This window comes from Aliiroseovarius sp. S253 (genome assembly GCF_049800855.1).
GTDB lineage: Bacteria > Pseudomonadota > Alphaproteobacteria > Rhodobacterales > Rhodobacteraceae > Aliiroseovarius.
Genome location: NZ_JBNAFW010000001.1, coordinates 1479573 through 1491827 on the forward strand (window position 1 = coordinate 1479573; position 12255 = coordinate 1491827).

General features: G+C 59.1%; 11 protein-coding genes. All 11 read right to left on the minus strand.

Features of this window, described 5'->3' with window-relative positions:
* Positions 1-2 precede the first annotated feature (2 nt).
* The 11 genes from recN to ACP15F_RS07260 all read right to left on the minus strand — a co-directional run bounded on the left by recN (position 3) and on the right by ACP15F_RS07260 (position 12163).
* Complete coding sequence (gene recN / locus ACP15F_RS07210) at positions 3-1655, minus strand: DNA repair protein RecN (protein ID WP_424940138.1); 1653 nt, start codon at positions 1653-1655, stop codon at positions 3-5.
* Between the two features lie 60 nt (positions 1656-1715).
* Positions 1716-2624, minus strand: a complete 909-nt coding sequence (locus tag ACP15F_RS07215) for an outer membrane protein assembly factor BamD (RefSeq protein ID WP_424940956.1) — start codon at positions 2622-2624, stop codon at positions 1716-1718.
* 209 nt (positions 2625-2833) lie between these two features.
* Positions 2834-3754: a UDP-3-O-acyl-N-acetylglucosamine deacetylase gene (lpxC, locus tag ACP15F_RS07220; RefSeq protein WP_424940139.1), complete on the minus strand. Its 921-nt coding sequence runs from the start codon at positions 3752-3754 to the stop codon at positions 2834-2836.
* A gap of 572 nt (positions 3755-4326) precedes the next feature.
* Positions 4327-5979 carry a cell division protein FtsZ gene (ftsZ, locus tag ACP15F_RS07225; RefSeq protein WP_424940140.1) on the minus strand — a complete coding sequence of 551 codons (1653 nt, stop codon included), beginning with the start codon at positions 5977-5979 and terminating at the stop codon, positions 4327-4329.
* 230 nt (positions 5980-6209) lie between these two features.
* Positions 6210-7544, minus strand: a complete 1335-nt coding sequence (gene ftsA / locus ACP15F_RS07230; protein ID WP_424940141.1) for a cell division protein FtsA — start codon at positions 7542-7544, stop codon at positions 6210-6212.
* Positions 7541-8434 carry a cell division protein FtsQ/DivIB gene (locus tag ACP15F_RS07235; protein ID WP_424940957.1) on the minus strand — a complete coding sequence of 298 codons (894 nt, stop codon included), beginning with the start codon at positions 8432-8434 and terminating at the stop codon, positions 7541-7543. Before ACP15F_RS07235 ends, ftsA begins: the two co-directional genes overlap by 4 nt.
* On the minus strand, positions 8431-9345 hold the full coding sequence (locus tag ACP15F_RS07240) for a D-alanine--D-alanine ligase (RefSeq protein WP_424940142.1): 915 nt from the start codon (positions 9343-9345) through the stop codon (positions 8431-8433). The genes ACP15F_RS07235 and ACP15F_RS07240 overlap by 4 nt, the downstream gene beginning before the upstream one ends.
* Positions 9346-9534: 189 nt before the next feature.
* Positions 9535-10491, minus strand: coding sequence for a UDP-N-acetylmuramate dehydrogenase (murB, locus tag ACP15F_RS07245; RefSeq protein ID WP_424940143.1), 957 nt, complete (start codon positions 10489-10491; stop codon positions 9535-9537).
* Positions 10492-10494: 3 nt separating this feature from the next.
* Positions 10495-10734, minus strand: a complete 240-nt coding sequence (locus tag ACP15F_RS07250) for a DUF2484 family protein (protein WP_424940144.1) — start codon at positions 10732-10734, stop codon at positions 10495-10497.
* Positions 10731-10970 (minus strand): DUF2484 family protein, encoded by a 240-nt coding sequence (locus tag ACP15F_RS07255; RefSeq protein WP_424940145.1) that lies wholly within the window; start codon positions 10968-10970, stop codon positions 10731-10733. The genes ACP15F_RS07250 and ACP15F_RS07255 overlap by 4 nt, the downstream gene beginning before the upstream one ends.
* A complete protein-coding gene (locus ACP15F_RS07260; RefSeq protein ID WP_424940146.1) occupies positions 10967-12163 on the minus strand; it encodes an APC family permease in 1197 nt (398 codons plus the stop codon). Before ACP15F_RS07260 ends, ACP15F_RS07255 begins: the two co-directional genes overlap by 4 nt.
* Positions 12164-12255 lie beyond the last annotated feature (92 nt).

Here is a 12255-nt window from a genome sequence, read left to right on the forward strand (position 1 = left end):
GATCAGCCTGCCAGAAGCTCTTTCGCGGCGGCTTTGGCGGCGTCCGTGATCGTGTCGCCCGAGATCATCCGCGCGATCTCGTCCACGCGCTGATCGGGCGACAGCGGGGAAACAGTGGACAGCGTCACGCCGTCCGCAACTGATTTGCTGACGCGCCAGTGATGCCCGCCAAGCGCGGCCACTTGCGGGCTATGCGTCACGACCAGCACCTGTCCCGCAGAAGCCAGATCCGCCAAACGCCGACCTACAGCATCAGCGGTGGCCCCTCCGACGCCCCGGTCAATTTCGTCGAAGATCATGGTCAGGCCGGTGGCGTCACGCGTCAGACAGACCTTAAGGGCCAACAGGAAACGGCTGAGCTCACCGCCCGAGGCGATCTTGTTCAACGGCCCCGAGGGTGCACCGGGGTTGGTCGCAACGGTAAACGTCACCGCGTCAACACCGTCCGGGCCGGGATCCGTGGGCGAGATTTCTGTTGTGAAGACAGCGCGCTCCATCTTCAGTGGGGCAAGCTCTGCACCCATCGCCTGATCCAGAAGCGACGCCGCATCCTGACGAGCTTTGGACAGCTCTTTCGCCGCCTTGTCGTATCGCGCTCGTGCGTCGGCCAAACCCGTTTCCAGCCCTGCAATCTCATCCGCGCCGGCATCCAATGCCGTCAACCGACCGCGCAAGTCTTCAGCAAACACGCCCAACTCGTCGGGAGTGGTATGGTGCTTGCGCGCCATTGCACGAATGGCAAACAGTCGCTCTTCCACTTGTTCCAGTTCGTGTGGATTGAATGACAGGCTGTCCATTGCGGCCTCAACGCCCGACACGGCGTCGCCCAACTCATCCATCGCACGGCTTAAGGCCGCGATTGGGGCATCCAGCACATCGCCAGCCTGCTCTGCTGCGCCGTCCAGCCAACGTAGAGCGTCCCCCAGACGTGCCTCGGCACCCTCGCCCGTACCAAGCGCCTGATGCGCACGCGAGATGTCTTCGCCAATCCGCTCGGCCCCCTGCATCAAGCGGCGGCGCGCGTCCAGTTCGGCGTCTTCTCCGGGTTGTGGGTCCAGCGTGTCCATCTCGTCGACCGCATGACGCAGAAATTCTTCTTCAGCTTTCGCGGCCTCGATCCGTGCCCGCGCTTCATCCAACGACTTGGATGCTTGTGCAACGGACCGCCACGCAGTTTTCACCGCATCGCCATGTGCGCCAAGCGCTGCAAATTCGTCCAAAAGCTGTCGGTGTACACGCGGGTTTAAAAGTCCCTTATCATCTTGCTGGCCGTGCAGCTCTACCAAGCTGTCTGACAAGGCGCGCAACACCTCTCCGCTTGCCCGGCGGTCATTGACCCACGCCGTCTTGCGCCCATCCAATCGATTCACCCGGCGCAGCACTAGTTCATCATCAACGGGGATTCCGGCCACATCCAGAACAGATCGGGCTGGGTGGTTGTCAGGCAGATCAAACACGGCGACGACCTCGCCCTGTTCGGCCCCGGTGCGCACCAGATCCGCGCGACCACGCCAACCCAGCACAAATCCCAGACTGTCCAGAAGGATCGACTTACCCGCGCCCGTTTCGCCGGTCAGCACGTTCAGTCCCGGCTGGAACTCAAGCTCCAACCGGTCAATGATCAACATATCTCGAATGTCCAGAGACCGCAGCATTCTACGCCTCGTCCCTCTTAGGCCCGAGAACCGTTCGGCGGGCCATGTGGCCCGACACGGTCAGAGCCATTCGCCCTTGATCATCTGACGGTGTACTTGACGCAGCCAGCTGTTGCCCTTGGCTTCCGGCTTCAATCCACGGCTGGTCAACAGACGATAGCTGTCCTGATACCATTCGGTCGACTGGAAGTTGTGACCAAGAATGGCAGCAGCGGTCTGGGCTTCGCTTTCCAGTCCGAGTGACAGATAAGATTCGACCAGACGATGCAGTGCCTCGGCCACGTGGGTGGTGGTTTGGAACTGTTCGACAACCACACGGAAACGGTTGATCGATGCTGAGTAATGCTTGCGTTTCAGATAGTAACGCCCGATTTCCATTTCCTTGGCCGCCAGATGGTCAAAGGCTAGGTCAAATTTCAGGATTGAGGATTTGGCGTATTCCGTGTCGGGATAACGCTCGATCACCGAACGCAATGCCTGAAGCGCTTGATAGGTCAGGCCTTGATCGCGTCCGATCAAATCAATCTGATCGTAGTAGCTGATGGCCAATAGATACTGCGCATAGGCGGCATCTTCGTCACCCGGATAGAAGTCGATATAGCGCTGCGCCGTGGCGCGGGCCAATTCGTATTCTTTGTCTTTGTGGTGCGAAAACGCCTGCATGATCAGCGCGCGCTTGGCCCATTCCGAATAGGGGTACAGGCGCTCGACTTCGCCAAACCATTTGGCCGCTTCCGAGGGGTCGCCACGTTCAAGATCATATTCGCCGCGCTTGAAGATTTCTTCAGCGCTCCATTGATCAATGGGGCGCTTTTCAACGCGAGTACCAAAAATGCTACCCCCGGTGCCATCGCCACCGAAGCCCAAGCTTCCGAATCCCAAGCTACCCGAGCCGCCGCCGCAGCCTGTCAAAGCCAAGCCGGATACCAGTGCAATGCTGATGGATTTGCCCAATTTCACGCGGATCATAACCCGTGTTACCCCAACTGTTTTCTGTCGATAGAATAATTCCGACATGTTCCTGCGAGTCCTAGCACAGAAATTTTCAGGGCAAAATGGTTTGCACGCCAAAATTCACCCATGTTGCAAGAGTTTATTGGAAACCTGCAGTGTCCAGCCGGTGATCTGAGTGAGCGATCAGATAATCCATCCACGACCGAGATCACCAGATGACTCGATCAAGCCGTCATCGGCAGGTCAGAACGGCGCACACCCACACCGGGCAGTTTACCCGCGTCTTGGCTGTCACATTCCACCAGTCGCCACGCTCCGGGCGTGTCAAACAAGGCGCGCAGCAGTTTGTTGGTCATCGCGTGGCCCGCGCGGTGGCCGGTATAGCGCGCGCGCAAAGGGGCACCCGCCAGCGCCAAATCGCCCAATGCATCCAGCATCTTATGGCGAACAGCTTCGTCTACACGGCGCAGTCCACCCGGCGACAACACCTGATCTCCGTCAACGACGACGGCGTTCTCATAAGTGCCGCCAAGGGCAAGCCCTGCTTCGTGCATCGCGTCCACATCCGCCCGGCGGCAGAATGTCCGGCAATCCGACAACTCGCGCACGAAATTGCCGTTGGACATGTCCAAGCTCATTTCCTGCGTACCGATGGCCTCATCCGGGAACGAGATATGAAAATCGATAAAGAAACCATCCGAGGGTTCCAGCCGCGCCCACGCATCACCATCGCGGTATTCCACGGGCTTAAGCACTTCGATCACGCGCACAGGAGCCGCCAGCTCTCGCTGTCCGGCTTTAATCAGCCCATCCACGAACCGGGCCGAGCTGCCATCCATGATCGGCACTTCAGGACCGTCAATCTCGATCAGCGCATTATGAATGCCACAGCCAGCAAGGGCGGCCATGATATGTTCGATGGTACGAACTTCGACCACGGCGTCGTTGCGGATCACAGTACACAGAGGCGACGGCACACCAGATTCCCAATGCACCGCGATCAAATTGTCGCGGTCATCGACGTCGATGCGTTTGAACCAGATGCCATATTCGGCCGAGGCAGGCTGAACCTTCATGCGAACCGGGCGCCCGGAATGCAATCCGGTGCCATTGAAACTGACTGTGCTGGCTACTGTGGTCTGCACGTGACGCCTCTTTCGTTGCCTCGGTTCGATCGCGATGCCCTGCCCTTTGGCAGTCCCGCATTATTGTCTAAGCGCATTTCCGCGTTGGGTCTGGCTGAGTCGTCCGCCCCCGTGTGGAGTATCACGGGGCCGGCCCAACCAATCCGTCTGTTCCACCAAGCTGGCGGGCATGGGCTCGGATCGTACTGCTCAGGCAGGTTTTCAACGATCTGACGCCCCAACGGGTGCGCACCAATCTCGTTCGACTGGTGATATTGTGGGTAATCGCCTCAGAGGTTAATCACAATTCAAACCTCTGTAACGGTTTGTAACATGACCTGACGGGTGCGCGAAAAACCGCGCGCGCATCGAGAATTCACCCACAAACCATTGGTTTCATGTCGTTTATTACCATCAGCGACTTGCAACCTATAGGCCGCACATCCACTCGGAATCCCGGCAATCCTTCGCTGATGCAACATAAGCGATGATTATCAATCCGTCCCTCAACCGAAACTTCAAGGTTTCAACAACGAAAAACCGCCGCGCATTTCTGCGCAGCGGCTTGTTTTTCAATCGGTTTTACCCAGGTATCAGTTGGCCTGACGGCGCAGGAACGCGGGGATTTCAACTTTTTCCTGTTCCGGATCAGCGGCAGGCGCTTGATGCTGAACGGGCTGATCGCTTTGCACCGGCGGCTGCGTGCGGGCAGCGCCTTCAGCGGCTCCCGAACCAGTCATCCGATTGATCAGCGAGTTGATGCCAAACCGGGCTTTCTCGTGCTGAGCCGGAGCTTCTGCTTGCGGTGCAGGTGCTGCCGGTTGACCAGAGCGCGGCTGGTTCTGAACTGCCGCTTGCAGACGGGCCATCGCCTCGGGCGACGGGGTGCCGGGGGCTGGAGCCTTTGGCGCCACGAACTGAGCAACCGCGGGTTCTTCATGGAACCGTGCATCTGCAGCCGGAGCGGCCTGATATGCCTCTTCTTCGCGAGGTTGATAGACCGGCGGCGGCACATCACCACCTGCGGTTTCAGCAGGGAAGCTGTTCTGCATCGCGGGCTCTTCCACGACTGGCGCGCTTTCCATTTCTTCGAAAAGCGACGGCTCTGCCGGGGCTTCTGCCACGGTTTCGGCAGCGCTTTCTACGGGAGCTGCGTCAATCTCGGCTGCGGCAGCAATTGCTGCGGGCGCTTCGGCTTCCAGTTTCTGCTCGACCTCGATCGGCGATTGCAGAGGCTGCGCCAGCGAACGGCGCGGTACTGGAATGTCCATCGGAACTTCTGCAGCGTCGATACCAGTAGCCACAACGGACACGCGCATCCCGCCTTCAAGGCTGTCATCCAGCGTAGAACCAACGATGATGTTGGCGTCCGGATCGACCTCTTCACGGATACGGTTTGCAGCTTCGTCCAGTTCGAACAGGGTCAGGTCGTAGCCGCCGGTGATGTTGATCAACACACCTTTCGCGCCACGCAGGCTGATTTCGTCCAGAAGCGGGTTGGCGATGGCTTTCTCGGCCGCTTGAACCGCGCGATCTTCACCGGTGCTTTCGCCCGTACCCATCATGGCTTTGCCCATCTCGTCCATTACGGCGCGGACATCAGCAAAGTCGAGGTTGATCAGGCCGGGGCGAACCATCAGGTCCGTTACACCCTTAACACCTTGATACAGAACGTCATCTGCCATCGAGAACGCCTCGGTGAAGGTCGTCTTTTCGTTGGCCAGACGGAACAGGTTCTGGTTGGGAATAATGATCAGCGTGTCGACCATTTTCTGCAGGGCTTCGACACCGTCTTCCGCCTGCTGCATGCGCTTGGCACCTTCAAACTGGAAGGGCTTGGTGACGACACCAACGGTCAGAACACCAAGTTCACGTGCGGCCTGCGCAATGATCGGTGCAGCACCTGTCCCGGTGCCACCGCCCATACCAGCGGTGATGAAGCACATATGTGCGCCCGCCAGGTGGTCTACGATCTGTTCAATGCTTTCTTCTGCAGCCGCAGCGCCAACCGTTGCTCGGGCACCCGCGCCCAGACCTTCGGTGACTTTCACACCCATCTGGATGCGATCTTTGGCGCGCGAGTGCTGAAGCGCTTGCGCGTCCGTGTTGGCTACGACAAATTCGACGCCCTCGAGTTCCTTCTCGATCATGTTGTTGACAGCGTTGCCACCAGCACCGCCTACGCCAAACACCGTGATACGAGGTTTCAACTCTTCCTGACCGGGCATGGTAAGGTTCAAAGTCATGATTTTTCCGCCTGTATAGGTCTGTGCCGCTTCGATGTGCCCCGAAGGCGGCTGATATGTTGTTATTCCGACTGAATCGCCGGTAACTGCCTCTTTTTTTCCATGTTACCTCACAAATGCACGGTCCGTCACGCCCAAAAGGGGCGCTAAACCGCAAAATATTGAGGAAATACTGGGAATTTAAGCAGGATTTCGCCGAAGACACAGCATGTTGCGGTGCAGCGTGAGACTCACCAATTGTCCTTGAACCACCGAAAGGCTCGACGGAAGCTGCGCGCCGGATAGCTTTCCGCTGGCATTTCGAAGTCCCACCACTCGTCCTGTGGGTGCGCGGCAAACAGGCACAGCCCCACAGCCGAGGCAAACCCTGCCCCCGTCGCTGCCTGTGGCAAGCCCTGCACCCGAAGCGGGCGTCCGATGCGCACATTCTGTCCAAGGATTTTCGGGGCAAGCCCGTCTAGTCCCGGGATCTGGCTGCCTCCACCGGTCAACACGATGGACTGACTGGGCAGATGGTCAAACCCGGCCGCATCAAGGCGCATCCGCACTTCTTCCAGAATTTCTTCTACGCGCGGACGCATGATGCCGATCAGTTCGGCGCGGCTGACCGTGCGACGGTCATGTTCCCAATCGCCTGTGTCTCCGCCGATCTCGATCATCTCGCGATCATCCATGCCGGTGGCAATGACGCCGCCATAGAAGGTCTTGATCCGCTCGGCCGTCGACAATGGCACTTGCAGACCTTTCGAGATGTCCGAGGTCACATGATCCCCACCCAGACGTACGCTGTCGGCAAAAATCATGTGCTTTTTCATAAAGATCGAGATGCCAGTTGAACCACCACCTAAATCAATACAGGCCGCGCCAAGTTCCTGTTCGTCTTCGACCAGAGCTGAAATGCCGGACACATAAGCCGAGCTTGCCAGCCCCGCGACCTCAAGATCGCAGCGCTTAATACAATAAAGCAGGTTCTGAATGACCGCTGAGTCCACGCTAAGAACATGCATATCCACGGCCAGACGGTTGCCGATCTGCCCCCGAGGATCGCCAAGACCCGAACGGTGATCCAGCGCGAAGTTCACCGGCTGCGCGTGCAGCACTTCACGACCGTCTCCGATGTCAGGCATGTCGCAGGCCGCCAGCACGCGGGCCACGTCGTCTTCGGTAACGGCACGACCGTCCAGTTCAACTGCGCCATCCAGCCCATAGCTGCGCGGGTTCGCGCCCGAGAAACAGGCGATCACGTGATCCACGCGGATGTTGGCCATTTTCTGAGCGGCCTGCACGGCGGTGCGAATGGCACGCTCTGTCTCGGCCATCGCGTCGATCTCGCCAAAACGAACCCCACGCGAGCGTGTCGTTGCGGCGCCAATCACGCGGAAGGCACTTTGCCCTGCCAAGGACCCTACCCCGTCGCTGTCGCGGAACTGATCTGGTCCGTCAAAACGCAGGATCAGACATCCCACCTTGGCACTGCCGATATCCAGAATGGCAATCACGCCGCGCTGCATGGCGGCTTCGCGCATGGCCCGCATGGCACGTTGCTGGCTGTAAATATCGGTCATTGGGAAACCTCTTCAATCTCGACCCCATTAATGCGGCGCAGCTCGTCCATGGCGGTTTCGCCAAGACGCAGCGTGGGACGCTGGGGGTTTCTCATATCAATCACACTTAAATCGCGACCCAGCAGATCTTGCGCCTGATGCAGTGCAATCACCTGCTCGAATGCGGCCACGGGGTTCTCGGCGGGCAGCTGAATACGCTGATCGCTTTTCAAAACAACATCCCAGCGGCGTTCACCAATGCGGATCAAACCGCGCAACTGGCCTGCCAATGGGCCTACCGTGTCAAGGATGGCGCGCGCTTCTGGCACAGCGTCAGCCGCCCCCTCGCCCGTGATCAGGGGCAAATCGGATCTGGCCGAGCGATCCAGCAGACTGGCCACACGATGGCCGCCCGCATCCAGCATGTCGATGACACCGCTGTGGCGCCACAGGATCACTGGCTGGCGTTCGGTCAAGGCCACTTCCAGCACGCCGCCCGGACGGATACGAAGATCGGCATCCTCGATCACGTCGAGTTTCATAATCTCGGTCCGCATCCGTTCCAGATCCAGATCAAAGCTGGAGATCGGGAAGTCGATGGGAAGGATCTGCCGCACAGCGTTGTCGACCACCGGGGTCGCGCCTTCGACGGCCATCAGCTTGACCAAGAACTCGGGCCGTTCCTGTACCGAGCGCTTAACATTGGTCAGCTTCTCGCCAATCGCATAGCGGTTGGTCGGGTTGGCCAGATACCAGCCTGTCGCCATCAGGATCGCAAAGACCGGCAGGCCTACACGTAGGAAGGCACGAAATACCGGGGTCAGCCACAGACGGTGGGCTTTATAGGCAAGCCGCGAAGGGGCCGGATCACGGCGCTGCGCTTCTGCTTTGTCGTTCTGAGTAGAGGTCATCGGTTGCACGATGCGTCCTCCACCATCCACGCGCAGAACTTGCCAAAGCTCATCCCCTGATGCGCACCCTGTTCGGGCGCAAGCGAGGTCGGCGTCATGCCAGGCTGCGTGTTGGTTTCAAGAATGATCAGACCATCCAGCCCACGGGATTCGTCCCAGCGGTAGTCGGTGCGGCTGACACCACGACAGCCAAGGGCGGTGTGCGCCCGCACCGCAAAGTCCAGACAGGCGGCTTCAATTTCGGCGGGGATGTTGGCGGGAATTTCGTGGCGCGATCCGCCATCAGCATATTTCGCGTCATAGTCATACCAGCCATCGGTGATGATATCGGTGACGCCAAGCGCACGATCTCCCATAACCGTCGTCGTAAGCTCGCGCCCCGGTGCGTAGGTTTCGACCATCACCGTGTCGGGCATGGTTTCAGCCAGTTTAGGAGGCGTATTTGCGCCCTCTTGCACAATGTAAATTCCGACCGAGCTGCCTTCGTTGAAAGGCTTCACCACGTAAGGCGGTTCCATCACATGACGGGCCTGCACTTCGCCCTTGTCGGCCAGAACACTGGCGACCACGGGAAGCCCCGCGGCACGGAAGGTTTCCTTGGCACGTTCCTTGTCCATCGCAAGCGAGGAGGCTAAAACGCCCGAATGGGTGTAAGGGATTTGCAGCCATTCAAGTAGACCTTGAACGCAGCCATCTTCGCCCCAGCGGCCATGCAGCGCGTTGAACACAACATCAGGGGCCTCGGCTTTCAGGCGCTCGGCCAGATCGGGGCCTGCGTCGATCTTCACGACCTCGTACCCTTCATCTGCCAAAGCTTTGGCGCATTCCTCGCCCGAGCTTAGCGAAACTTCGCGCTCGGCCGATGGACCACCCATCAAAACTACAACTTTGCTGACGGAAGAACCCGACATAGCCTGTAATGCCTCGTACTCGGCCGCAATGCGGCCAAAATGCCCTGCCGTTTCCGGCGTTAATCCCGTGCAACCACGGTGTCTGTCATGAGGCGTACCGCCCCGAACCGAGATATCGCGCAGTTTTCTGCGTCTGTTTTTCGGCTTTCAGGGCCTGCCCGACCCCTCAATTTTTGGCCTTTTCGACCTTCATTTTCGCATCTTGCGCCCGGTTTGTTCTGCCGCCGGATCACCTACGCGCTTAATTTCCCATTCTAGCTTTATGCCGCTGTGTTCGTAAACCTTTTTTCTGACCTCTTCGCCCAATCCTTCAAGGTCGGCAGCGGTGGCATCACCGATGTTGGTCAGAAAGTTCGAATGCATCTGGTTCATCTGCGCCCCGCCCCGGATCGCGCCGCGCATTCCGGCCTCGTCAATCACCTTCCACGCCTTCAATTCGTGGCTGTCACCCGCCTGCCCGGTCGAGCTGAAGCCCGCCGGATTGCGAAACGTAGATCCAGCTGTACGGTCTTTCGTGGGCTGCGTTTCGTCGCGCTTGGCGAGCTGAGCATCCATGCGCGCAGCCAATTCGTCGGGATCTCCCACGGGGCCCTTCAGGACAGCACGGGTTAGCACCCAACCCTCTGGCAGTTCGCTTTGCCGATACTGGAATTGTAGATCATCTGCAGTCAGCGTTACGCGTTCGCCAGCCCGCGTAAGGGCCGTCGCAGTTTGAAAAACGTCAGCAATATAAGAGCCATAGCAGCCGGCGTTCATGCGAACCGCGCCACCAATTGCGCCCGGAATTGTGCGTAGGAAGGTCAGGTCCACGCCGTCAGCGGCGGCCTTCTTGGCAACCTGTGCGTCCAGCGCCGCGACGCCGGCAGTTACTGTCTGGCCATCGATCTCGATCCCGTTGAACCCGCGCCCCATGCGGATCACGACGCCTCGGATTCCACCATCGCGCACGATCAGGTTCGAACCAACGCCCATCGGAAAGACTGGTACATCCACGTCCAGTTCAGACAGGAAATGCGCCAGATCATCTTCATCGGCAGGCATGAACAGCCAGTCCGCAGGGCCACCCACACGCAGCCATGTCAGCCCGGCCAGCTCTTTGTCGGCCATCAGATTGCCACGAATGTTGATCTGGTCAGGACGGGCCATGTGCTACCTCTTCTTCAACCAACGCGTCAGGTAGATCACCGGCCAGCGCAGGATCGACATCGCGCCCAGCAAAACCAGCAGCCCCACCCACGGGCCGTTCTCGTAAATCACGTACCCCAATAGCGGAATGCCCACGGCAATCAAGACGTAAGCCACGCGCCAATGATGGTCCCGTGAGGGCGTCAGGGCGATCACCTGCGTCGTGACAGCCCAAAGGCAGGCCAAGATTAACGACAGCGTCATGCGCGCCCTACCGCCTTACGGGCCAGATACCACAATGGGCGGCGGAACATCGACAAGAACGCGGCCAGTCCCAGCGCGGCCCACACCCAACCGTGGGTGGCCCCGATCCAGATGATCAGCAATGGCGCTGAGATCAGCAAGAAAATCCCCGGAGGGAACTGCATCCGCATGGGCAACAGCGCGACAATCGTGGCCGCAATTGCCCAGAAGGCACCGACGATCAGAGATGGGCTCAATGTGTGGCTCCTGTCAGGAAAGACGCGGCCAGCGCCGTCAGGGCGCTGATTAGCCCCAGCCATGGCACCCAGACGGCTGTCTGGAACGGGGCTTTAGGCTCTTTTCGTTTCAACGCAATCAGCGCGACGTTCACAACTGCGAACACGATCAGCAGCACGGTCGAGGTCACAGCTGCAAGTTCGGACACAGGCAAGGCCAATGCTGCCCCGATCACCCCCGCCCCCAGCAGGACGGTCGCCAGTACCGGCGTGCCAAACCGGGGATGGGCGCGATAGAAGAATGACAAAAGCTTCTCGCGACGACCAAGGCCAAACAAAACGCGAGCCGCCATCACGATCTGGGCCAACACGCCATTCAACGCGGCGACCACCGCGATGGCACCCAGAACGGCAGGCGAGGCTGTAAAGCTGCTTTCCCACACCAGAACCAAAGGTCGGCCGGAACTTGCCAGAGCGTCCACCGGCACAGCGCGCACCGCTGCGTAAGACACCAGTGCATAGAGCAAAGTGGTAACAACCAGAGCGATCAGTATGGCGCGGGGGACAGTGTGCGTGGGGTCTTTTGCCTCTTCCGCCATGTTCACCATGTCTTCGAACCCGATGAAGGCAAAGAAGGCCAAAGCAGCGGCACCTGCCACACCGGGCCAATAGATATCAGGCAGGTCGGTCAACACGGCAACAGGCGGCGCTGTAAATCCGGCATAGACCACGGCGATCAGGCCTAGCACCTCGACCACTGTGAAAATGGCGGCCAGAGACAGGCTTTCCAACACACCCACAAGCGCCACAAGGGTCAGGGCAATACCAATCCCGATGATGGCCCATTCGCTTGGGATATCGACCAAAGCTGTCAGATACCCAACGCCACCACGCAAAACCGCTGCAGCGGACACGGTGCCTGCAAGAACAATCGCCAGACCGATCAACACCGCCAAAAGGTGGCTATTCAGCCCCTTTTCGACATAGGCGGCCTCGCCCGAGGCTTCCGGGATGCGCGAGCTAAGCTCTGCGTAACTTAGCGCAGACGGGGCTGCGATCAGGCCCGCCAGCAGAAACGCCAAGGGTGCCCAAATCCCGGCCTCTGCGGCCACTGCACCAACCAGCACGTAAATGCCGGCACCAACCATGACGCCAACGCCATACATGGTCAGAAGTCCAAGTCCGAGATTTCGTTTAAGAGGGGCGGGTTTCATGGAGTCACCTGTTGGGGAATAGGAATATCTCGAGGTGTCGCGCGGCTTTCAAACCATCACGAAACGAGGCCCCGTTCAAGAGATCCCTTGCG

What these genes read in the sequence shown, in the direction of transcription:
- recN (WP_424940138.1), bottom strand. Translation starts at nt 1,655, where the DNA reads ATGCTGCGGTCTCTGGACATTCGAGATATGTTGATCATTGACCGGTTG.
- ACP15F_RS07215 (WP_424940956.1), bottom strand. Translation starts at nt 2,624, where the DNA reads ATGATCCGCGTGAAATTGGGCAAATCCATCAGCATTGCACTGGTATCC.
- ftsZ (WP_424940140.1), bottom strand. Translation starts at nt 5,979, where the DNA reads ATGACTTTGAACCTTACCATGCCCGGTCAGGAAGAGTTGAAACCTCGT.
- ftsA (WP_424940141.1), bottom strand. Translation starts at nt 7,544, where the DNA reads ATGACCGATATTTACAGCCAGCAACGTGCCATGCGGGCCATGCGCGAA.
- ACP15F_RS07235 (WP_424940957.1), bottom strand. Translation starts at nt 8,434, where the DNA reads ATGACCTCTACTCAGAACGACAAAGCAGAAGCGCAGCGCCGTGATCCG.
- ACP15F_RS07240 (WP_424940142.1), bottom strand. Translation starts at nt 9,345, where the DNA reads ATGTCGGGTTCTTCCGTCAGCAAAGTTGTAGTTTTGATGGGTGGTCCA.
- murB (WP_424940143.1), bottom strand. Translation starts at nt 10,491, where the DNA reads ATGGCCCGTCCTGACCAGATCAACATTCGTGGCAATCTGATGGCCGAC.
- ACP15F_RS07250 (WP_424940144.1), bottom strand. Translation starts at nt 10,734, where the DNA reads ATGACGCTGTCGTTAATCTTGGCCTGCCTTTGGGCTGTCACGACGCAG.
- ACP15F_RS07260 (WP_424940146.1), bottom strand. Translation starts at nt 12,163, where the DNA reads ATGAAACCCGCCCCTCTTAAACGAAATCTCGGACTTGGACTTCTGACC.